The sequence below is a fragment of the Kitasatospora sp. SUK 42 genome (genome assembly GCF_015776785.2).
Lineage (GTDB): Bacteria > Actinomycetota > Actinomycetes > Streptomycetales > Streptomycetaceae > Kitasatospora.
Window position 1 is genome coordinate 49,456 of record NZ_LFMD02000005.1, and the last position, 19,864, is coordinate 69,319.

The 19,864-nt window shown below is 72.0% G+C and carries 19 protein-coding genes; 2 read left to right on the forward strand and 17 right to left on the reverse strand.

Annotated elements, in window-relative coordinates:
* Positions 1 to 103: 103 nt before the first annotated feature.
* The 11 genes from RZ50_RS18920 to RZ50_RS18970 form a co-directional block, all read right to left on the reverse strand.
* Positions 104 to 1,129: an alcohol dehydrogenase catalytic domain-containing protein gene (locus RZ50_RS18920; RefSeq protein ID WP_196946945.1), complete on the reverse strand. Its 1,026-nt coding sequence runs from the start codon at positions 1,127 to 1,129 to the stop codon at positions 104 to 106.
* 211 nt (positions 1,130 to 1,340) lie between these two features.
* Positions 1,341 to 2,243, reverse strand: coding sequence for a fumarylacetoacetate (FAA) hydrolase (locus RZ50_RS18925; RefSeq protein WP_196946946.1), 903 nt, complete (start codon positions 2,241 to 2,243; stop codon positions 1,341 to 1,343).
* 36 nt (positions 2,244 to 2,279) lie between these two features.
* Positions 2,280 to 3,572, reverse strand: coding sequence for a pyridoxal phosphate-dependent aminotransferase (locus RZ50_RS18930; protein WP_196946947.1), 1,293 nt, complete (start codon positions 3,570 to 3,572; stop codon positions 2,280 to 2,282).
* 64 nt (positions 3,573 to 3,636) lie between these two features.
* Positions 3,637 to 5,289, reverse strand: coding sequence for an AMP-binding protein (locus RZ50_RS18935; RefSeq protein WP_196946948.1), 1,653 nt, complete (start codon positions 5,287 to 5,289; stop codon positions 3,637 to 3,639).
* Positions 5,286 to 6,401, reverse strand: coding sequence for a Glu/Leu/Phe/Val dehydrogenase (locus tag RZ50_RS18940; RefSeq protein WP_196946949.1), 1,116 nt, complete (start codon positions 6,399 to 6,401; stop codon positions 5,286 to 5,288). The genes RZ50_RS18935 and RZ50_RS18940 overlap by 4 nt, the downstream gene beginning before the upstream one ends.
* Positions 6,402 to 6,518: 117 nt before the next feature.
* The gene (locus RZ50_RS18945; protein ID WP_196946950.1) at positions 6,519 to 7,082 is read right to left on the reverse strand and encodes a gamma-glutamyl-gamma-aminobutyrate hydrolase family protein; all 564 of its coding nucleotides are present in this window, start codon (positions 7,080 to 7,082) and stop codon (positions 6,519 to 6,521) included.
* A gap of 12 nt (positions 7,083 to 7,094) precedes the next feature.
* A complete protein-coding gene (locus RZ50_RS18950; protein ID WP_196946951.1) occupies positions 7,095 to 7,898 on the reverse strand; it encodes an acetylglutamate kinase in 804 nt (267 codons plus the stop codon).
* Entirely contained in the window at positions 7,895 to 8,950 is a 1,056-nt protein-coding gene (gene argC / locus RZ50_RS18955) for an N-acetyl-gamma-glutamyl-phosphate reductase (protein ID WP_196946952.1), read from the reverse strand. The genes RZ50_RS18950 and argC overlap by 4 nt, the downstream gene beginning before the upstream one ends.
* A complete protein-coding gene (locus RZ50_RS18960; protein WP_196946953.1) occupies positions 8,947 to 9,798 on the reverse strand; it encodes a RimK family alpha-L-glutamate ligase in 852 nt (283 codons plus the stop codon). Before RZ50_RS18960 ends, argC begins: the two co-directional genes overlap by 4 nt.
* Positions 9,799 to 9,803: 5 nt before the next feature.
* Positions 9,804 to 9,989: a lysine biosynthesis protein LysW gene (locus RZ50_RS18965; RefSeq protein ID WP_196946954.1), complete on the reverse strand. Its 186-nt coding sequence runs from the start codon at positions 9,987 to 9,989 to the stop codon at positions 9,804 to 9,806.
* A 32-nt stretch (positions 9,990 to 10,021) separates the two neighbouring features.
* Positions 10,022 to 11,173, reverse strand: coding sequence for an isopropylmalate synthase (locus tag RZ50_RS18970; RefSeq protein ID WP_196946955.1), 1,152 nt, complete (start codon positions 11,171 to 11,173; stop codon positions 10,022 to 10,024).
* 445 nt (positions 11,174 to 11,618) lie between these two features.
* Here RZ50_RS18970 and RZ50_RS29740 point away from each other — a divergent pair, with 445 nt between their 5' ends.
* Positions 11,619 to 12,236, forward strand: coding sequence for a helix-turn-helix transcriptional regulator (locus RZ50_RS29740; RefSeq protein ID WP_308271844.1), 618 nt, complete (start codon positions 11,619 to 11,621; stop codon positions 12,234 to 12,236).
* Positions 12,237 to 12,243: 7 nt separating this feature from the next.
* Positions 12,244 to 12,987, forward strand: coding sequence for an arylmalonate decarboxylase (locus RZ50_RS18980; protein ID WP_196946956.1), 744 nt, complete (start codon positions 12,244 to 12,246; stop codon positions 12,985 to 12,987).
* 80 nt (positions 12,988 to 13,067) lie between these two features.
* On the opposite strand, the gene RZ50_RS18985 is transcribed toward RZ50_RS18980, so the two are convergent.
* The 6 genes from RZ50_RS18985 to RZ50_RS19010 all read right to left on the reverse strand — a co-directional run bounded on the left by RZ50_RS18985 (position 13,068) and on the right by RZ50_RS19010 (position 19,855).
* Positions 13,068 to 13,736: a response regulator transcription factor gene (locus RZ50_RS18985; RefSeq protein ID WP_196946957.1), complete on the reverse strand. Its 669-nt coding sequence runs from the start codon at positions 13,734 to 13,736 to the stop codon at positions 13,068 to 13,070.
* 323 nt (positions 13,737 to 14,059) lie between these two features.
* On the reverse strand, positions 14,060 to 14,929 hold the full coding sequence (locus RZ50_RS18990) for a polysaccharide deacetylase family protein (protein WP_196946958.1): 870 nt from the start codon (positions 14,927 to 14,929) through the stop codon (positions 14,060 to 14,062).
* Between the two features lie 80 nt (positions 14,930 to 15,009).
* Positions 15,010 to 16,230, reverse strand: a complete 1,221-nt coding sequence (locus RZ50_RS18995) for an LLM class flavin-dependent oxidoreductase (protein ID WP_196946959.1) — start codon at positions 16,228 to 16,230, stop codon at positions 15,010 to 15,012.
* Positions 16,227 to 17,609, reverse strand: coding sequence for an NtaA/DmoA family FMN-dependent monooxygenase (locus tag RZ50_RS19000; protein ID WP_308271848.1), 1,383 nt, complete (start codon positions 17,607 to 17,609; stop codon positions 16,227 to 16,229). The genes RZ50_RS18995 and RZ50_RS19000 overlap by 4 nt, the downstream gene beginning before the upstream one ends.
* Positions 17,610 to 17,692: 83 nt before the next feature.
* Entirely contained in the window at positions 17,693 to 18,520 is an 828-nt protein-coding gene (locus RZ50_RS19005) for a DUF6292 family protein (RefSeq protein WP_196946960.1), read from the reverse strand.
* 117 nt (positions 18,521 to 18,637) lie between these two features.
* Complete coding sequence (locus tag RZ50_RS19010; protein ID WP_196946961.1) at positions 18,638 to 19,855, reverse strand: MFS transporter; 1,218 nt, start codon at positions 19,853 to 19,855, stop codon at positions 18,638 to 18,640.
* Positions 19,856 to 19,864: the final 9 nt, after the last annotated feature.

Here is a 19,864-nt window from a genome sequence, read left to right on the forward strand (position 1 = left end):
GCGGCCTCCTCACCCGGTGCCGCGGGGCATCGAGCCAACCCCTCGTCTCATGCTAGATCGCGGCAGGTCGGGGCGCCGAAGCGAGGCGGCGTGGCGCCGGGCGTCAGCCGGTCGTGAGCACCATCCGGAAGCGGGCCCTGCCGGCGAGCATCTTCTGGTACGCCTCCTCGGCCTGGCCCAGCGGCACGGTCTCGGTCATCGGGCGGATGCCGTGCAGGGCGCTGAACGCCATCGTGTCCTCCACGTCCTGCGAGGTGCCGGACGGGTGGCCCCGGACGATGTTGCCGTTCATGAGCAGCTGGGCCGGGCTGATCCCCATCGGCGAGGTGTCCGCCCCGATCACCACCAGCTCCCCGCGCGGGGCCAGGCCGTCCACGGTGGACGTGATGGCCGCGGAGTTGCCGGCCGTGGCCAGCACGACCTTGGCGCCGCCGAGGGACTGCAGGGCCTCGGCGACCGGGGTGTCGGCGGTGCTGTCGACGTAGTGGTGGGCGCCCAGCTGTTTGGCGAAGCCCGCCTTCTCGGCGCCCCGGGCGATCCCCACGGTCTCGAAGCCCATCGCGACCGCGTACTGGACCCCGAGGTGCCCGAGGCCGCCGAGACCGAGCACCGCGACCAGGTCGCCGGGCCGGGCGGCGCTGCGCCGCAGCCCGTTGTACGTGGTCACGCCCGCGCAGGCCAGTGGCCCGGCATCGCTCGCCGCCAGGTCACCGGGGATCCGGGCCAGCGCGTCGGCGGGCGCGACCGCCTTCTCGGCGAAGCCCCCGTCGTACGCCCATCCCGGGACCCTCAGGTTCCGGCACACGATGAAGTCGCCCTGGCGGCACGGCTTGCAGTGGCCGCAGCTGCCGCCGAACCAGCCGACCGCCACCCGGTCGCCGACCTGCCAGCCGCGCTCCTGGACGCCTTCGCCCAGCTCCTCGATGTGCCCGGCGATCTCGTGCCCGGGGACGACGGGGAATGAGACGCCCGGTAGCGCGGCGTTCACGAAGAGCGCGTCGGAGTGGCAGATGCCGCACGCCTCCACGGCGATCCTCACGTGGCCGGGGCCCGGCCGGGGCACCTCCCGCTCGGCCGGGTGGAGCGTGCCGCCCGGGGCGGTCGCCTGTGCGACTTGGTAGGTACTCATGCTCAGCGCTCCTCCGGGAAGTCGTCACCGTTCCTGGCTCGTGCCGGCGGCCGCGCACGCCGGTGCGCCGTCGTGTGCCGACAGGACGATCCTCGCGGATCCCGGGCCGGGCCGCAGGTCGGCGCCGTCACGGGGAGCCCCGTGCGCCGGAGCGCCCGGGGCGGGGTCGTCCCCCCGCCCCGGGCGCTCCGACGCCACCGTGGCATGCCGACTAGCCCTGCTGGGCCGCCGGCTTCGGCAGGCCGAACGACACGTCGTTGGACAGCACCACGCCGTGGCTCTTCACGTCGATGGTGATGCGGTCGCCGTGGGCGATCCGGAAGCCGTCGTGGTAGCTGGCCTTGTCGGCACCGAGCAGGACGTAGTTCACCAGGCCCGGGCGGCGCAGCGCCGGGTACTCGAAGAGGTTGTCCACCATCTGCTGGATCGGCCAGTAGAGGGCGTCCCCGCCGCAGTCGAAGGGGCCCTCCCAGGCGGGGGCGCCGTCGCGCTCGATGGTGACGTGGCCGGTCACCGACTGCGGCGGCTCACCGAGGAACAGCCAGGGGGCGATCGAGGTGTCGCAGAGCTTGCAGTACGGGTTCCAGCCCGGGTTCTGGATGTGCAGGCCGATGTCGCACAGGTCGTTCCCGAAGGTGTAGCCCACGTAGCGCGGGTTGCCCGCGTCGTCGTTGACGTAGACGAGGGCCACCTCCGGCTCCTCGATCAGCGCGACGGCCTTCTCCGGCACGACGAGGGTGTCGCCGGGCAGCCGGAGCCAGGAGCCGAAGCCCTTGAAGAACCAGTTCGGCGCGACGAACTCGTCGTCCTCGCTCCACTCGCCCTCGAACTTGGACTTGTGGGTGCGCATGAAGCCGCTCAGCAGGGCGTTCCCGGTGGTGTCGGGCAGCAGCGGCGGCAGGTATCGAACCTGCTCCTCGCCGCCCTCGACGGTGATCGGCTCGACCTCGGCCTTGATCGCGGCGACGACCTCCTCGGGGCTCTCGGCGGCGATGAACTCGGCCTGGAGCCGGCCGTCGTTCACCCGGTACAGGGTCAGCGCCTCGCCGGGCACGGGCTTCTCGAAGCCCACGTACCGCTCGCCCCGGTATTCGCATTCGAAGAGTACGGACATCTCGGTGGTCCTCCTGGCTCGTTGGTGGGGTCGGCCCTACAGGGGCCGGGTGGTTGTGGAGGGGGCGGTGAGGTCGGCCAGGACCTCCTCGACCCGGTTGAGGGGGGCCTGGACCCAGGGCAGTCCGAGCGGGTCGGCGGCGGCCAGCGCGGTGTCCTGCTGCTCGGCGGTCTCCCCGTAGAGGCGGCTGGTGGCGGCGCGCAGCCGCAGCAGCCCCGGGTCCTCGCCGAAGGCCTCGCCGGCCAGCACGCCGAGGCCGTACCGCTCGCTGAGGAGACCGACCAGCTCGGCGCCGGTGTGCACCCCGTGGGCCGTGGCGAGTTGCTCGCGCAGCGGCTCGAAGTCCGGGTACAGGTAGCAGGTGGCGACGACCGGGTCGAGCAGCGCCCCGGCCTTGACGAACCGCTCCGCCATGGCGCGGGCGACGATCCCGTGCAGCCGGCGGGAGGCGGCCACGCGGGCCGTGATCTCCGGCGGCTCGTCGAGGGCGTACGCTGCCGCGACCTGGACGGGGGCGGGCGGGCTGGACCAGATCTGGCTGGCGATGGCGACCAGCCGGGAGTGCAGTTGCCGCCCGAGGTCGCCGGAGGGCAGCCGGGCGATGCCGGTCCGCCAGCCGCCGACCGCCAGGTTCTTGGTCAGCCCGGTGGTGACGACGGTGCGCTCGGGGGCGATGACGGCCGGGGAGACGGCGGGGGTGTCCGTCTCGAAGACCAGGTCGCAGTAGATCTCGTCGGAGATGATGACGAGGTCGAGCTCCCGGGCCGCCTCGGCCAGACGCCGTACGGTGTCGGGCGAGGCGACGTTGCCGGTGGGGTTGTCCGGCAGGGTGACCACGACGGACCGCGGGTCGCGGCCGGCGGCCCGGGCCCGGGCGACCTCCTCGCGCAGGCCGTCCGGGTCCGGCACCCCGCCCTGGCCCGCCAGGACGGGGACGTGGAAGGCCCGGGCGCCGACGAGTTCGGCCTGTGCGGCGTAGGTGACCCAGCTGGGCCGCGGGATCACCACGTCGCCGCCGACCGCCATGATCAGTGCGAACAGCAGGGACTTGGTGCCCGGCCCGGCGACGACCAGGTCGGGGTCGGCGTCCAGGCCGCGCCGCTGCCAGTAGCCGGCCGCCGCGGCCCGCAGGGCGGGGCTGCCGGACACCGGGCCGTAGGCCGCCTGGTCCGCGGCGGCGGCGAGCCGTGCCCGCAGTTCGGGGTGGACGGTCAGGCCGATCTCGCCGCTGGCCATGATCAGGACCTGTTCTCCGGCGGCACGGCGTCGGGCGAGGGCCTCGTCGGCGGCCAGTGTCGCCGACAGCGTCACCTTCGGTGGCTCGGTCATGGGTGGGCTCCACACGTCGGATCGGGTTCCAGGGGTCGGGTTCCGGGGGTCGGGCAGGGCCCGGTCACTGCCCGCCATGGCGGCGGCGCAGCTCGGCCTTGCGGACCTTGCCGGTGAGGGTCTTGGGCAGGGCGTCGACGACCACCAGCCGTTCCGGGAGGAACCGCTCGTCCTGGCCGGCCTCGCGCAGATGGGCGCGGAGCCGGTCCAGTTCGGGCGTCGCCCCGCCGCTGGGGACGACGACCGCGATGATCGGGTCGTCGAGGGAGCCGGTGGTCCCGATGAAGGCGGTCTCGGTGACGTCTGGGTGCTGCGAGACGATCGCCTCCAGTTCCGTCATGGGGACGACGATGCCGTCGCGCATCAGGGCGTCCTTGGCCCGGCCGAGGACGCGGATGCCGCCGCGGCCGTCGTCGCGGGCGAGGTCCCCGGTGTCGAACCAGCCCTCGGCGTTGAACTCGGCGGCGAAGACGTCCTCGCGCTTGTAGTAGCCGAGGGCCTGCGCGGCGCCGCGCACCCGGAGCCGGCCGACGGTGGCCCGCCGGTCGGGGTGCTCGCGGTCGTCGACGCGGATCTCCATCGAGTCGATCGGCCCGCCGTTGCTCTGCGCCGCCCAGTCCGGGTTGTAGTCGAGCCGGGTGATGGTGACGGGGCCGAACTCGGACATGCCCCACACCGAGTAGGTGCGGGCGCCGAGGGTTTCGCGGACCTCGTCGACCAGCTGCTGGAGCACCGGCGCGGAGCCGGTGATGGTGTGGCGCAGCGTGGAGACGTCGCGGGGGTCGGTCCGCTGGGACGCCGTGATGTCGAAGAGCGTGGACGGCGGCCCGTAGAGCAGCGTGGCGCCGTAGCGCTCGACCAGGTCGAGCAGGGCCGCGTTCTGCCGGATGTCCTGGAAGGCGACGGTGCCGCCGAGCATGACGCCGGTCAGGATGCCCTGGCCGAAGCCGGAGTAGTGGACCAGCGGGGTGGTGACCGCCGCGACCAGGCTGTCGTCGAGCAGGAAGGTGTCGGCGTAGCCGCGGACGGCGGCGTGGATGGTGTTCTGGCTGTGCAGGACGCCCTTGGAGGGGCCGGTGGTGCCGGAGGTGAAGAGCACCACGAACGGGTCGTCCGGGGCCAGTTCACGCCCGTCGAGCTCACCGGCGCGCTGCTCCTCCCAGGGGACCCGCACGAAGTGGTCGTCGAAGGAGAGCGTTCCGGCGTCCCGGCCGCCGACCACCACCACGTGCTCCAGGGGCAGTTCGGCCTTGAGCGCGGTGAGGTGCGCGGCGAGCGGGTAGCCGTTCCACTCCGGGACGGTGATGCAGACCCTGGCCCCGGTGAGTTCCAGGCGGTGCCGCAGCTCCTCCTCCTGGCAGATCGGGTCGATCGGGCAGATCACCGCGCCGACCCGGATGCAGGCGAACAGCAGCGGCACCGTCTCCCACCGGTTGGGGAGCTGGACGGCGACGAAGTCCCCCCGCTGCACGCCGAGTTCGACCAGCGCGACGGCGAAGCGGTCGGTCAGCCGGGCGAGTTCGGAGTAGTCGAGGGTGTCGGTGCGGGCCTCGCCGATCCGGCGCCCGGCGATGGCGAGCTTGTGCGGGCGCACCCGTGCCTGGTGGCGCAGGTCGTCCAGGAAGGTCTCGTCCCGCCACCAGCCGCGGCGCCGGTACTCGGCCGCGCGGTCCTGGGCGGGCGCCCGGCCCGGGACGGCGGCCGTGTCCGCGCTCATCCGCGCTCCTTGCGGCGCACGTCGAGCAGCTCGGGCAGCGGGTCGCCGGCGCGGCCGGCGCCGATCTCCAGCAGGTCGCGGGTGTTCTGGCGCACCCGGTCGCCGACCCAGTCGAAGACCCAGGCCTTGCGCGCCTCCGCCTCCAGCTCGAAGGGGACGACCCGGGTGACGGCCAGGGCCGCCGAGCCGGCGCCGCCGATGTTGGCGATCACGCCCGGGACGAGGGTGACGCCGGCGGCCAGCACCTTGGCCTTGCCCTCGGCGCTGGAGGCGAGGTTGCCGCCCTCGACGACCAGCCGAGAACGCAGGCGGTGCGCGTTGTCGGCGTTGATCGCGTGCTTCTGGGCCGCCAGGATCAGCAGGTCGGCGTCGACGTCGAGCCAGGCGTCCGGCTCACCGGACTGCGTGACGCCCTGCGGCAGGCGGGAGCGGTCGATCCGGCCGAACTCGTCGGTGATGGCGACCAGGTCGGCCACCGGCAGGCGGTCCGCGCTGATGGTGCCCTGGACGTCCGCGACGCCCACGACGGTGTGGCCGCGGTCCTCCAGGAAGCGGGCGACGGCGCGGCCCACCGCGCCGAAGCCCTGCACCACGACCCGGGCGGAGCCGGTGTGGCCACTGGCCTCCAGGGCGGTGACCGCGGCCACGCCCACGCCGTGCCCGGTGCAGTCGATCAGCGGCTCGTAGTAGGTGCGCCAGTCGATCGGCATGTCCGGGGCGCCCGGCCGGAAGCGCGGGTCGTAGCCGGCCTCCTCGAAGAAGACGGCCCGGTCGGCGGGGGTGACGCCCATGTCGATGCCGAGGTGGATGCCGCCGTGCAGCAGCGGCTTGACGGTGCGTCCGAACGTGCGGAAGGTCTCCTCGCGGTTGCTGCCGTCGGAGACGATGCCGGCCTTGGCACCGCCGATGCGCAGCCCGGCGAGGATGAACTTGTCGGTCATGTCACGGGCCAGGCCCGCGACCTCCTCCTCGGTGACCCCGGTGGTCATCCGGGTGCCGCCCATGGCCAGGCCGTCGACGAGGGAGTCGACGACCACCCAGCCCTTGATGGCGCCGCCGCTGCCGTTCAGATGGGTGACGAGCGCCGGGGGCAGGGAGTCTTCCACAGTCATGGTGAAGTCCTTCGGTACGGGGGGTTCGGTAGGGAGAGGGGGAGAGGTGCGGGTGCGCTGCGCACGGGCGGCGGCCGGCCACGGTGGCCCGGCCGACCGCCCGTACGCGACGGACCGTCACTGGTAGAGCTGTGCGAAGCCGCGCAGGATCTCCAGGCCGTCGCTGCGGAACTCCAGGTGCGCCTGGGCTCCGTGGATGCGGCCGTCCTCGGAGCGGAGGAACTCCACCGGGGCGTGTTCGGAGCGGCCGATCGACCGGAAGCCCTCGGGCGCCTCCTGGAGGTAGAGGGTGTGGCGGTGGAAGACCGTCACCACCGGCTTCACGTAGGTGAAGAGCGGCTCCTCCTTGTCGACCTTCACCTCGTAGCCGCCGACGCGCTGCGGCCCCTCGGCGAGCCGGCCGCCGTTCGCGACGGCCAGGATCTGCATGCCGCCGCAGATCCCGAAGACCGGGACGTCGGCGCCCATGACGAGGTCGATGAGCGGCTTGTAGAAGTCGCGGTCGTAGGCCCGCACCTTGGTGCCGCTGAGCACGATCGCCTGGTAGCGGCCGTCGAGCCGTGCGGGGACGGACGCGGCGTTTACCGCGTCGGTCTCCGATCCCAGCTCCTCGAAGCGGCTACGGAGCTGTTTCAGCGACAGGGTTCCGTTGTTGACGACTAGCACACGGGATTTCGCCACGTTCGGCGCTCCTCACGATCGGGTGATGACGGTTCCGGTGCGGGCGGCGATCAGTTCGGTGACGGGGGCGCTGCCGATGATCACGCGTTCCACGCCCCGGTCCAGGGCCTCGCCGGCGGCGCGCAGCTTCTTGCGCATGCCGCCGGTGGCGCCCTTGTCCCGGAACCTGGCCGCGGCCTCGGCGCTGATCGTGCGCACCGGCTCGTCGTCGATCAGGAGATGGGCGACGTCGGTGACGAGGATCAGCTGGTCGGCCCCGATGCCCCCGGCGACGGCGGCGGCCGCGCGGTCGCCGTCGGTGTTCACCTCCTGGCCGGCCGCGTTCCGGGCCAGTGGGGTGACCAGGTAGGCGTGGCCGGGTGCGAGGTTCTTCAGCGGGGCCGGGTCGACCCCGGTGATGGGGCCGACGAGGTTCTCCAGCTCGACGAGCTGCTTCTCCTTCCACCACCAGCGCTCGCCCTCGCCCGCCGTCACCAGGCCGTCGCTGCCGAGCACCCGCTCGGCGACGATGCCGCGCTGCTCCAGACGGTCGAGGACGCCCTCGGTCAGCGTGGCGCTGACGGTCTTGATGTCCTCGATGACCTCGGGCGTGGTCCAGCGGCTCTGGTTGCCGTAGCGGTCCCGCAGGATCGCCGACGGATCGTGGTAGCGCGGGCTGAGCTTCTTCAGCGGCTTGGACCAGCCGTGCACGAGGACCAGCGGCCGCTCCTGCCCGAGCCGGGCCAGGTCGTCCCACCAGGAGTCGGCGAGGGCGTCGACGGTGCTGCCGCCGAGCTTGACGACGGTGGGGGTCGGGGATCCTACCGTCGTGCTCATGCGGGCATCACCGGCTGCATGGTCAGGCCGGTCTCCACGGGCAGGCCGAACCGGATGTTGAGGGCCTGGACCGCCTGGCCCGCCGCACCCTTGACCATGTTGTCCAGCGCCGACAGGACGACGATCCGGCCGCCCTCCTCGTCGTGCAGGACGGTCACGTCGCAGAAGTTGGAGCCCAGGACGGCCTGCGGGTCGGGCACCGGGATCAGGGTCTCGTTGTGCCGGCGGACCCGCACGAACGGGTGCTCCTTGTAGAACCGCAGGTACGCCCGGTGCAGGGTGCGCGCGTCCACCTCGTCGTCGGTGAACACGTACGAGCTGGCCATCAGCCCCCGCACGTGCGACACCCCGTACGCCGACATGCTGAGCGCCTCGATGCCGCCCGGCTTGCTGCGCTCCAGGAAGTCCCTGACCTCCGCGGCGTGCCGGTGCCCCGCCGGTGCGTAGGGCGCGATGGCGCCGTTGCGCAGCGGGTGCAGGTCCGCGGTGCGCAGCTGGAGGCCGCCCCCGCTGGAGCCGGTCTTGCCGTCCACGACCACGTTCTTCAGGTTCAGCCCGAGGGCGGTCACGAGCGGGGCGAGCCCGAGCGTGATCGCGGTGGCGAAGCAGCCCGGCAGCGAGATCAGCGAGGCGCCGACCAGCTGGTCGCCGACCAGCTCCGGCACGCCGTAGACGAACCGGTCGGCCAGCTCCGCCGTCCGCGGCACGTTCGGGTACCACCGGTCGTGCAGGGCCGGCGTCCGGATCCGGAAGGCGCCGCTGAGGTCGATGACGCAGGGGACCTGGTCGGCCAGCCGCGCCGCGAGCTCCGCCGAGGCGGGCGCGGGCGTGGCCAGCAGGACGACGTCGCAGCGGTCGGACAGGTCCTCCGGCACCGGTTCGACGGTCAGTCCGAGGTCCAGCCGCAGGCCCGGGTGGAGCTCGGCCGGGCGGCGTCCCGCGCTGGAGGAGCCGCCCAGGAAGGTCAGCTCCAGCTCGGGGTGCTGGGTTGCCAGTCTGATCAGTTCACCGCCGGCCAGCCCGGAGGCTCCGACGATACCGACCCGGATCATCCGGCCTCCTCCTGCAGGTAGCGGCTGATGGCGGCGGCGATGTCCACGCCGGTGGCCGAGGCCACGGCCCGGAAGGCCGGAGCGTGGTTCACCTCGTTGACGACGTGGCCGTCGGGCGTCTCGAAGAGGTCGATGCCGAAGATGCCCTCGCCGAGGACGTCCAGGACGCCGTCGACGATCTTCTGCACCGCGGGATCGAGGTCGACCGCGCGGTTGCGGTTGCCCAGGGCCGCGTTGCTGCGCCAGTCGGTCCCGGCGCTGCGGAACTCCGCGATGGCGACCAGCTCGCGGCCGACCACGAAGCAGCGCAGCGAGGATCCGCCGGCCAGGTAGGGCTCGACCAGCGAGGCCTGCTCGAACCCGTGCCCGAGGTCCTCGACGTAGTCGTAGACCGAGTGCGCGGTGTCCGCGTCACGCAGCAGCGTGACCCGCTTGCCCATCCCGCCGAAGACCGGCTTCAGCACGACGGGGGGCGGCAGTTCGGTCAGCGCCTTCTCGAAGTCCCGCCGGGAGAGCGCGAGACGGTAGTCGGGCACCGGCACGTCGGCGGCGCGCAGCTGCGCGCGGAGCGTCAGCTTGTTCTCGCAGGCGTGGATGGCCGAGGCGGTGTTCAGGGTGGGGATCCGGGCCGACTCCGCGACGGTGGCGATCAGGCCGCCGCGCGTGTAGCTGCGGCTGCGGATCAGCACGGCGTCGTAGCCGCTGAGCGAGGCCGACTCCGCGTCCCCCAGGCCGAGGGACTCGTCGTTGACCCACTCGATCCGCAGGCCGAAGTCGGCGGCGGAGTCGATCAGTCGGCGTTCTTCCCAGCCGACCCGGTCGGCGACAATGGCGACTGTACGGTCCATGACGGTTACTGGCCCCAATCGCGGAGCTGCACCTCGACCATCTGGAAGGTGAGCTTGCCCTCCACGACCTCCTCCACCCGGAGCGTCAGCATGCACTCGGGGCAGGCGATGGTCTCACCCTGCACCATCGGCGGGGTGGTCAGATCGGTCTCGCACTCGGGGCAGAGACCGGTGAGCGTTCCAGCGGACATGGTTTCTCTCCTCGTCGGTTCTTGTCGGTCGATCAGAGGGACTGGTACTCGACGGCGGCCTTGCGGATGGCGTCGCGGTCGATCAGCTCGCCGCTGCGCTCCTGACGCTCGGTCAGCCAGGCCGTGAAGGCGGGGACGTCGACCGAGTCGGTGAGCTCGTCGAGGGCCCAGGAGACGAGCGGGTTCGTCAGGCGGGTGCGCACGCGCAGTTCGCGGGTGTTCCCGACCACGTCCGGGGCCAGGGTCTCGTACGCCGCCGGGTGGGTGAGCTGACCGGGCAGCTCGTACGCGAAGGCGTGCGGGGTCGTCGGGCCGGACTGGAAGGCCTCGCCGAGCCTCGCACCGCGCAGGGCGATGTTGGTGAGTTCGGTGAGGTGGCTCAGGTCGAAGCGGGTGTCGCCGTGGATCACCCGGAGCGAGGTGAGCAGCTCGGCCAGCGGGGCGTTGCCGCCGCGCTCGCCGATGCCGCCGGCCGTGGCGGAGATCCACTTCGCCCCCGCCCGGTAGGCGGCCAGCGAGTTGGCGACGGCCAGGCCCAGCATGTTGTGCGAGTGGATCTCGATCTCGGAGCCGTCGATCGCGGTGAGGTCCCCGATCACGCTCTCCATCTGCCAGGGCGACAGGTAGGCGACGGTCTCCGCCAGCCGGAACCGGTCGGCGCCGGCCTCGAAGCCGGCGGTCACGTACGGGACCAGCCGCTCCTTGGGCGTGCGGGCGCCGTCCTCGCCGCTGAAGGTGACGTGGAAGCCGCGCTCCTTGGCCCCCTCGATGGCGGCCCGGGCGGTCGCGATCAGGTACTTGGTGCTCGGCGAGGCCAGCTTCAGCCGCGCGTGCTCCTCGGAGGTCGGGATCGAGAACATCACCGAGCGGACGCCCAGGCGCAGCGCCTCGTCCAGCGCCTTGGCGACCTGCTGGCGGTCCCTCACCACGACGAGGGTGAGGCTGCGTTCGGGCCCGACGGCCTCGTGGGTGGCCAGGACCAGGTCGGCGTCGGCCGACGAGGGCCCGGACACCATGCCCACCTCGACCAGCTCGACGCCGGTCTTCACCAGCAGGTCGGCGATGACGGCGGCGTCCTTGGGGCCGAATTCGACACCGGCCATGTGCGCGGAGTCGCGCAGGGTCGCATCGGATATGTGCGGCAGCTCGCGCTGGAGGTTCTCTCCACTTTCTGATATTGCCATTGCATTAACTCCTTATTTCAGAACCTGGAACAGGGTCTGAGCACCGAGTTTCGGCAGGCGGTCGATCGCGGGAGTTCGGCCAGGCATCCCGGATTCCAGGGGTGGGGAACACGTCCCACCGGCTTCGGGAGAATGCCTGCCGCGGACCGCCCGAATCGGGACGGTGAGGTGCGGTGGAAGCCGATGATCAGCCTCACGGATTCGGCAACGGAGGTCAAGATCCTCCATGTCAGGGGTTCGTCAAGTTTCATCACGGCCGTGTCAGGAAGGGAAAGGAATGCAAGATCCGGCTCGGCGGACCGCCAATTCCCGCTCGACTTCCTGCGGATCGCCGGACTTCTGGTCTACGGTGCACGGACGGCCGGCAGGGGACGGCGAGAGGAAGAGCATGATCTTCGTTGTTGAGCTGGTCCGCCGGAAGGACGCGGGGGACCGTCTGCGACGAGTGGGGGAGCGCGACGACTACTGGGGGGGCCGCGCCCGCGAGGGTGTGCTGATCGGCGGCGGCCCGTGGCGGGACGGCTCGGGGGAGCTGCTGCTCTGCGAGGCGCCGGACCGGACCAGTCTGTTCCGCATCCTCGACCAGGACCCGGGCATCCGGTCCGGAACCCTCGCGCTGGCGAACGTCCGGGAGTGGGACGTGGTGCGCGGGGTCTCGTTACCGGACGGGCGCCGGTGTTCCGCCGGCGACGCCCGCGCCGCCGACGGGGTCGGCACCACGGGCGCCGCGGACACGGCGCCGACCGCCGAGGCCGAGGAACTGACCCCGCACGAGGAGCGCATCGCGGCGATGGTGGTCGACGGCATGACGAACCGGAGAATCGCCGAGACGCTCTCCGTCTCGACGCGTGCGGTGGAACTCCGGATCACCCGCATCTATCTGAAACTGGCCATACAGCGGCGGGCCCAGCTGGCCCCCGCGCTGAGCCGGCGCCGGAACGCGGAGCAGCCTCCGCAGCGACTCGGCCCGCGCGGACCGGAATTCGCGAGGCTGCGGTTTCCCGTAGTGCACCGGCCATGGCCCGGGGATAGCGTGGGGGAAATCCCTCCGACGAACGGGTGATACCGCCATGGATATTCCTTCCGCGCCCCGGATCGGGCTTGTCGTCCCTCCGGAGAATCCCACCGCCGAACCGGAGTACAGCCACCTTCTGGGATCCGGGGCGAATGTCCACACGGCGCGCTTCCCGACCACGCCGGGCAAGAGCCTCCAGGAAATGCTGGAGACGTACAACGAGGTCCTGCCCGACGTCCTGGCCGGTTTCGGCCGGCTGCCGCTGGACGCCGCGGTGGTGGCCTGCAGCGCGTCGCACTACCTGCTCTCGCCCGAGGGCGACCGGAAGTTCTGCGAGCAGCTCACGGACCTCATGGGCTTTCCGGTCCGGTCCTCCGCGCTGGCCACCCTCGACGCCTGCGAGGCGCTCGGCCTGACCCGGCTGACCCTCGTCTCCCCCTACGAGCCGTGGCTGACCGACCTTTCCCGGAGCTACTGGGAGAAGGCCGGCCTCACCGTCGACCAGGTCGTGCCCGTGCCGGCCGGCGACCGGTACGACCCCTACGCCGTGACCACCGAGGCGCTCCTCGCCCAGGTGCGGCGGCACGAGCTCGCCGACGACACGACGCTGCTCTGCACCGGCACCGGGATGTTCACCCTGGCCGCTCTGGAAGAGCTGGGCGGCCGGCGGGAGGGCGTGGTGATGAGCTCGAACCTGGCCAGTGTCTGGTGGGCGCTGCGCACGGTGGGCGCTCGGACCGACGCGCTCGACGGCCACCCGCTGCTGCGGCGCCTGACCCCGCTGGCGAACGCGGCCTGAGGCCCGGTCCGGGGCGCGCCGGCCCCGAGGTGTGCCGGGCCGGCGCTCAAGCCCCGGTCGGCCGCGCCGGATCCGCGGTCTCAGGCGCCGCCGATCCGGTAGCCGACGCCTCTGACGGTGATGATCCACCTGCTGGCGCCGAGCTTGCCGCGGAGGCTGCTGACGTGGGTGTCGAGGGTGCGGCTGGATTCCCTCCAGTCGCTTTCCCAGACCTTCGCCATCAGCTCCTTCCTGGACATCACGGATTCCGGGTTGGAGGCGAGGATGTAAAGGAGCTCGAATTCCTTGGCGGTGACGTTCACTACTCGGTCGTTTAATCGGACCACGCGGGCTCTGCCGTCTATGCGCAGCGATCTGAGTGAAATGTCCCGTGAATTGTCCGACCGGGTGTGTGAACGGGTGCGGCGGATCACGGCCTCGATGCGCGCCGCGACCTCGCGGGGACCGCAGGTTTTCGCGATGCAGTCGTCGGATCCGGCTTGCAGGGCGAGGACCCGGTCCAGTTCGGTGTCGCGGCCGGCGAAGGCGATGACGGGCGTGTTGCCGGCGGCCCGGATGGCGCGGCAGACCTCCAGCCCGTCGACGTCCGGAAGTTCGAGATCGAGCAGGACCAGGTCGACGTCGTGATACGTTTCCAGCGCCTCTCGCCCGGTGCCGGCGCTCTTTACCTCGTATCCCTGCCGCCGCAGGTTGTGAAGCATTGATTCGGCCACCGCGGGATGTTCTCCCACGACGAGCACGCATACCATGTTCCTCAGCCGCCTTCCAGGGAAGCTCTCACCAGTTTCGGCGCAGGACCAGCCGACGGAAGAGGCTGTGGCGGCCCGCGGAGATGCACTACAGCTTTGCGATCGGATCGAGGCGCGACCTGTTCAATATAACACCCGGAATCCGTGCGTAGGCAAGCGAATAATGCCTTGGCCGGTTTCTGCTGGTGAGGCGGGCGAGTCCGAGGTCGACGCTGTACGTGGTCATTGGGTGGAACCCTAGCGTCGGCACTCGTGCAATGATGTTTCAAATTCGTGTCAGCTTTACGAAGCCCAGGGGGCGGCCCGGAATCCCGGGCGCATAATCACGCCTCGCGTCCGGCCGTCCGGAGGTAGTGGTCCGCGATCTCGTCGCTGGTCGTCAGCCACACCCCGGGGTGACCGGCGAGATGGCGGAGCGCCTGGTCCACGTACTTCTGCCGGAACGGCTGGTTGGCGATGAACGGGTGCAGCACCAGCGCCATCACCCGTCCGCTCTCCGCCGAGTCGGCGTGCAGCTGCTCCAGCTGGTCCTCGACGATCCGCACGAACTCCGGTCCGGAGAGGTTCCTTCCGACGAACAGGCTGACGTCGTTCAGCTCGATGGAGTACGGCACGCTCAGCATCCCCGGCACGTTCAACGGGTACGGCTGATCGTCGTTGCACCAGTCCAGCACGTACCGCAGGCCGAGTTCCGCGAGGAGGGCCGGCGTTCGGAAGGTCTCGGTGAGTGCCGGTCCCAGCCAGCCCCGCGGCCGGCGGCCGGTCGCCTTCTCGATGGTGTCGACGACCTCGGCCAGAAGGGTGCGCTCATCGTCGGCGTCCAGGCCGGCCTGGAAGGTGGAGTTGTCCCTGCCGTGGGCGATCCAGGCCCAGTCGCGCTCCAGGCCCGCCCGGACGATCTGCGGATAGCGCTCGCAGACGTCGGAGTTGAGCATCACGCTCGCGCGCACCCGGTGCCGGTCGAGGCTCTCGATCAACCGCCAGATCCCCACCCGGGGGCCGTAGTCGCGCCACCCGTAGTTCAGCGGGTCCGGTGCCAGCCCGGCGGTTCCCGGGAAGATGCTCGTCGACCCCCGGTCGACGTGGTAGTGCTCGATGTTCACGGCGACGTAGCAGGCGACCCGGGCGCCGCCCGGCCAGTGGATCGGTTCGCGGTCGACGATCGGGCTGTAGTCGAAGAGTTCGTTGTGCATCGTTTCCTCACTTCGTACCCGGTTCATGCGGTCGGCGAGCGGCGCCCGGTCACGGTGCGACCGGTTTCACGCTGCCCGGCTCAGAGGGTGACTCCCGTGGCACCGGTCGGCGCGTAACGGCTGGCCGGCCGGGGGAGGCCCAGCAGTCCGCGCAGGGTGCCCGCCTCGTAGGCGGAGCGGAACACCCCGCGCCGGCGGAGCTCGGGCACCAGGCCGCCGGTGATCGCGGCGAGGTCGTGCGGCAGCACGCCGGGCCGCAGCCGGAAGCCGTCCAGTCCGACCTCCCGCCAGTCCAGCAGCAGATCGGCGAGCTCGCCCGGCGTGCCGGTGAAGATCTCCGCGTCCGAGGCGTACTCGGCGCCGTCCAGTTCGTCCAGCCGCCGCTTGCGCGCGGCGGCCCGGCCCGGCTCGTCGTCCAGGAAGACCACGAGGTCGGCGAAGACCTTGAGCGGCTCCGCGGCCGGCCTCCCGACCACGGCCAGCGCCCGCCCGAGCGTGCCGAGCCTGGCCACGGTGTCCTCCCGCGAGTGCGGCGTCAGGTAGACGACGTCGGCGCCGGCCGCGGCCAGCTCGTACGGCGTGCTCGCGTGCGCGAGGACCGTCACCAGCGGCTGGCCCTGCGGCGGGCGCGGGGTGATCGACGGGCCCCGGATGCTGAAGTGCTCGCCCTCGAAGTCGATGTAGTGCAGCTTGTCGCGGTCGATGAAGCGGCCGGTCGCGGCGTCGCGGATCTCCGCGTCGTCCTCCCAGCTGTCCCAGAGCCTGCGGACCGCCTCGACCACCTCGCGGGCCTCGCCGAACAGCTCGCGCAGCCGCTTGGCGATCAGCTCCGAGTCGAGGACGTCCTCCGAGGTCAGCCGGGGGGTCGTCCGCCGGCCGAAGTGGGCGGCGTCGGACGCGCGGGAGGTGATCTGCGGACGCCAGCCCGCCCGTCCCCGGCTCGCGAAGTCCAGCGAGGCGATGCCCGAGGCGACGTGGAACGGCTCGGTGTGCGTGACGTTGGTGGTGGGGACCAGGCCGATGTGCGAGGTCAGCGGCGCGATCGCGGCCGCCAGCAGGACGGCGTCCAGCCGCCCCCTGACCTGGTCGGTCCGGTCGTCCGTCAGGTGGAACGCGGCGGACTGGAGGCCGAGGGTGTCCTCGAAGGTGACGAAGTCGAGCAGGCCGCGCTCGGCCTCGCGGACCAGGTCGGCCCAGTAGCGGGCCTTGAAGACGTCGGCCGGCCGGGCGCCCGGCTCCCGCCAGGCCGCGGGGTGCCAGCCGGTGCCGTCCAGGGCGACCGAGAGGTGGAGGCGGGTCACGATATCTCCTTCGCGGGGCGTCCGGTCGTGGCGTTCCGGGCGGCCCCCGGGGTGCGGGGTGGTTTCAGCCCGAGGTGGTCGCGGAGCGTCGGGCCGGTGTAGTCCTCCCGGTGGACGCCCATCTCCTGGAGCAGCGGCACCACCCGGTCCACCAGGTCGTCCAGCCCTCCGGGGGTCAGGTGCGGCACGAAGATGAAGCCGTCGGCGGCGTCGGTCTGCACGAACTCGTTGATGGAGTCGGCGACCTGGCGCGGAGTGCCGACGAAGGTGGGCTTCGCGGTGACCTCGATGACCACCTCGCGGATGCTCAGCCCACGCGTCTCGGCGAGCTCCCGCCACCGGCGGACCGCCGCCTCGCGGCCCTTGCGGTACTCCGTGTGCCCCTTGGTGACGACGGTGTCGGGCAGCGGATCGACGTCGGGCAGCGGGCCGTCAGGGTCGTAGCCCGAGAGGTCCCGGCCCCAGAGCGCCTCCATCAGCATCAGCGCGGTCTGCGGGCCGACCTGCGCCCGGCCGATCTCGACGGCGCGCTCGGCGGCCTCCTCCGCCGTGTCACCGAGGACGTAGGTGACGGAGGGGATGATCTTCAGATCCTCCGGGTCGCGGCCGTACCGTGCGAGCCGCCCCTTCACGTCCTTGTAGAAGGCGCGGCCGTCCTCCAGGTTGCTGTGCTTGCTGAAGATCACGTCGGCGTCGGAGGCGGCGAACTCGCGCCCCTGCGGGGAGTCCCCCGCCTGGATGATCACCGGGTGTCCCTGCGGAGGCCGGGGGGTGTTGAACCGGCCGGAGATGTCGAAGTGGCGGCCCCGGTGGGCGAACTCGCCCGCCCCGGCCCGCAGGAACTCCCCGGCCCCGGCGTCGGCCAGGACATGGTCCGGCTGCCAGCTGTCCCAGAGCTCGCGCGCGGTCTCCAGGAACTCGGCGGCCCGGGTGTAGCGGTCGGCCTCGTCGAGGAAGCCGCCGCGGCGGAAGTTCTCGCCGGTGAAGGCGTCCCAGCTGGTCACCACGTTCCAGGCGGAGCGGCCCTCGCTCAGGTGGTCCAGGGTCGCCAGCCGCCGGGCCACCTCGTAGGGCTCGTTGAAGGTGGAGTTGACCGTCGCGGCCAGCCCGAGGTGGGTGGTGACGGCGGCGAGGGCGCTCAGCACGGTGAGGGAGTCGGGTCTGCCGACCACGTCGAGGTCGTGGAAGCGGCCCTTGTGCTCGCGCAGCCGCAACCCCTCGGAGAGGAAGAAGAAGTCGAACTTGCCGCGTTCGGCGGTCCGGGCGAGCCGGGCGAAGGAGTCGAACTCGATCTGGCTCTCGGACCTCGGGTCCGACCAGACGGTGGTGTTCTGGACGCTGGGGAGTTGGGCGGCGAGGTGGATCTGCTTGACGGGCACGAAGACGGCCTCCTGCGGCAGCGGGTTCGGGGGCGGGTGTGGCAGTGGTCGGCGGGGTTCCGCGCGGTCGGTGCGGGGTCGGGTCAGAGCATCGGGCCGCCCGGGTCCTCCCGGCGCCGGCGGCGCTCCTCCGCCATCCGCCGCTGGAGGTCGGCGGCGTGTGACAGCGCCCTGCGGTTGTGCAGCGCGGTCTCGTGGCCGCCGACCTGACGGGCCTGGAGGTCCTCGGCCAGATCCGCGGCGAGGACGCCCGGGCCGTAGGGGGACGAGGCCACCTCGGCGAACTCCAGCAGGTGCAGCACCGCCTGGAACTCGCTGGCCCGCAGCGGCAGATCGAGCACGGGATCGTGGCCGCTCGGCGTCAGCGCCGCGCGGACCCGCTCCTGGTAGGCCCGCGCCCGGAGTTCGGCGAACCGGGGCTTGGGCGCGTGCTGGGCCGCCGAGTCGGGGACGTACGCGGCCAGGCGGTCGAGCAGGGCGGGGAACTCGCACCCCTCGGCGCGGTAGTAGGGGCGCTCCGAGCTCCCCGCCGCGGTGGGCGTGAGCCGCATGGCGTCCAGGAAGGCCGCCACCCGGTGCGGTTCGGGCAGCAGGCCGTCGCCCATCCAGCGGGCGTTCGCCAGGAAGTCGTCGGCCCGCCCGCCGTTGCGCAGGAAGCACCAGCCCGACGTCCCGGCCCAGTACAGGCCGCAGTCCGAGTCGGCGCTGATCCGCTGGCCGAACCGCCGGGTGAAGTCGATGCCGCCCTCGACGTCGTTGAAGAAGTGCTCGGGCTCGGAGTACGGCCCGCAGCTGTACACGGCGGCCACCGGGACGCCCTGGGCCATCAACTGCCCGGCGACGGCGGTGACGTAGTGCGCGGCCCGGAATTCCAGCGTTCTGGCGGTACGCGCGTCGATCTCCGCGGCCATCCGGATCCTCCTCGTGACGTTCCTTCAGTGGGCGGCCGGCGCACCGGCCGGGGGGAGCCGGACGGGCCCCGGTGCCGCGCGCCGGCGTTCCCGGGGCGGGTGCTCACGGGCGGGTGCTCAACCGCGCTTCGCGGGGAACCCGTGGGACCGGGCGCCGACGATCACGGCCAGGACCGGGACCATCAGGACCAGGACGCTCCAGGGGAAGGACGTGGCGCCCGCCGTTTCGAGGAGCACTCCGCCGACGACACCGCCGGCGGCCATGGCCACGTTCCAGAGAGTGACCAGCATGGCCTGGGCCGCGTCCGCCTGCTCGCCGCCGGCGTCGCCGCCCGCGGTCTGCAGCAGGGTGGGAACGCCGCCCCAGCCCAGGCCCCACAGCGCCGCGGCGACGTAGACCAGGGCGTGGGTGCCGGACAGCAGGCCCAGGACGGCGGCCGCGACGGCGACCAGCACGGCGCTGCCGATGGTCAGGACGCGCAGCCTGCCGTGGATCTGGGCACCCACGATCCAGATGCTCACCAGCGAGGCGACGCCGAAGACCAGCAGCACGAGGTCGGTGGAGCTTCCCATGCCCAGGTGGTCGAGGTAGGTCGCGATGTAGGCGTAGAGAACGGTGTGGGCCAGGACGAAGACCAGGGTGACGAACAGGACCGGCGTGACGCCGGGGACGGACAGGGCCCCCAGGATGCGGGTCTTCCCCTCGGGCCGCTGACCGGGGTAGTCCGGCACGGTCGCGGCGATCCAGGCGATCACGATGAGCGCGAGCGCGGTCATGACGAGGAAGGTCACCCACCAGCCGAGCATCTTGCCGAGGAAGGTGCCGGCGGGGACGCCGAGCGAGAGCGCGACCGGGATGCCGGTCATCACGATCGCGATGGCCTTGCCCTGGAGGTGGACGGGCGCCATCCGGCGGGCGTATCCGGCCAGCAGGGCCCAGGCCAGGCCCGCGGCCACACCGGCGATGAAACGGGCCACCATGGTGACCGGGTAGTTCGTCGACACGGCGGTGGCCGTGTTGGCGGCGGCGAACGCGGCCATGGCGGTCAGCAGCAGCCGCTTGCGCCGCCAGGCGGAGGTGGCCACGGTCAGCGGGATCGCGGTGAGCGCGGTGCCGATCGCGTAGATCGTCACCGACTGGCCCATCGCCGACTCGCTGACCCCGAGGTCGGAGCTCATGGCGGGCAGCACGCCCGCGGGCAGGGTCTCGGTCAGGCTGGTGATGAAGACGGCGGTGGCCAGGGCCAGCAGTGCCGGCATCGGCAGCGTCTGTCTCCGGGGCTCCGGGCTGTCACGGGTTTCGGTGGCGGACTCGACTGGTAACTGTGTGCTCATGGCGGCTAT

What these genes read in the sequence shown, in the direction of transcription:
- RZ50_RS18950 (WP_196946951.1), bottom strand. Translation starts at nt 7,898, where the DNA reads ATGAGCACGACGGTAGGATCCCCGACCCCCACCGTCGTCAAGCTCGGC.
- RZ50_RS18980 (WP_196946956.1), top strand. Translation starts at nt 12,244, where the DNA reads ATGGATATTCCTTCCGCGCCCCGGATCGGGCTTGTCGTCCCTCCGGAG.
- RZ50_RS19010 (WP_196946961.1), bottom strand. Translation starts at nt 19,855, where the DNA reads ATGAGCACACAGTTACCAGTCGAGTCCGCCACCGAAACCCGTGACAGC.
- RZ50_RS18960 (WP_196946953.1), bottom strand. Translation starts at nt 9,798, where the DNA reads ATGGACCGTACAGTCGCCATTGTCGCCGACCGGGTCGGCTGGGAAGAA.
- RZ50_RS19005 (WP_196946960.1), bottom strand. Translation starts at nt 18,520, where the DNA reads ATGGCCGCGGAGATCGACGCGCGTACCGCCAGAACGCTGGAATTCCGG.
- RZ50_RS18930 (WP_196946947.1), bottom strand. Translation starts at nt 3,572, where the DNA reads ATGACCGAGCCACCGAAGGTGACGCTGTCGGCGACACTGGCCGCCGAC.
- argC (WP_196946952.1), bottom strand. Translation starts at nt 8,950, where the DNA reads ATGATCCGGGTCGGTATCGTCGGAGCCTCCGGGCTGGCCGGCGGTGAA.
- RZ50_RS18920 (WP_196946945.1), bottom strand. Translation starts at nt 1,129, where the DNA reads ATGAGTACCTACCAAGTCGCACAGGCGACCGCCCCGGGCGGCACGCTC.
- RZ50_RS18970 (WP_196946955.1), bottom strand. Translation starts at nt 11,173, where the DNA reads ATGGCAATATCAGAAAGTGGAGAGAACCTCCAGCGCGAGCTGCCGCAC.
- RZ50_RS18940 (WP_196946949.1), bottom strand. Translation starts at nt 6,401, where the DNA reads ATGACTGTGGAAGACTCCCTGCCCCCGGCGCTCGTCACCCATCTGAAC.
- RZ50_RS18925 (WP_196946946.1), bottom strand. Translation starts at nt 2,243, where the DNA reads ATGTCCGTACTCTTCGAATGCGAATACCGGGGCGAGCGGTACGTGGGC.
- RZ50_RS18990 (WP_196946958.1), bottom strand. Translation starts at nt 14,929, where the DNA reads ATGCACAACGAACTCTTCGACTACAGCCCGATCGTCGACCGCGAACCG.
- RZ50_RS18985 (WP_196946957.1), bottom strand. Translation starts at nt 13,736, where the DNA reads ATGGTATGCGTGCTCGTCGTGGGAGAACATCCCGCGGTGGCCGAATCA.
- RZ50_RS18965 (WP_196946954.1), bottom strand. Translation starts at nt 9,989, where the DNA reads ATGTCCGCTGGAACGCTCACCGGTCTCTGCCCCGAGTGCGAGACCGAT.
- RZ50_RS18935 (WP_196946948.1), bottom strand. Translation starts at nt 5,289, where the DNA reads ATGAGCGCGGACACGGCCGCCGTCCCGGGCCGGGCGCCCGCCCAGGAC.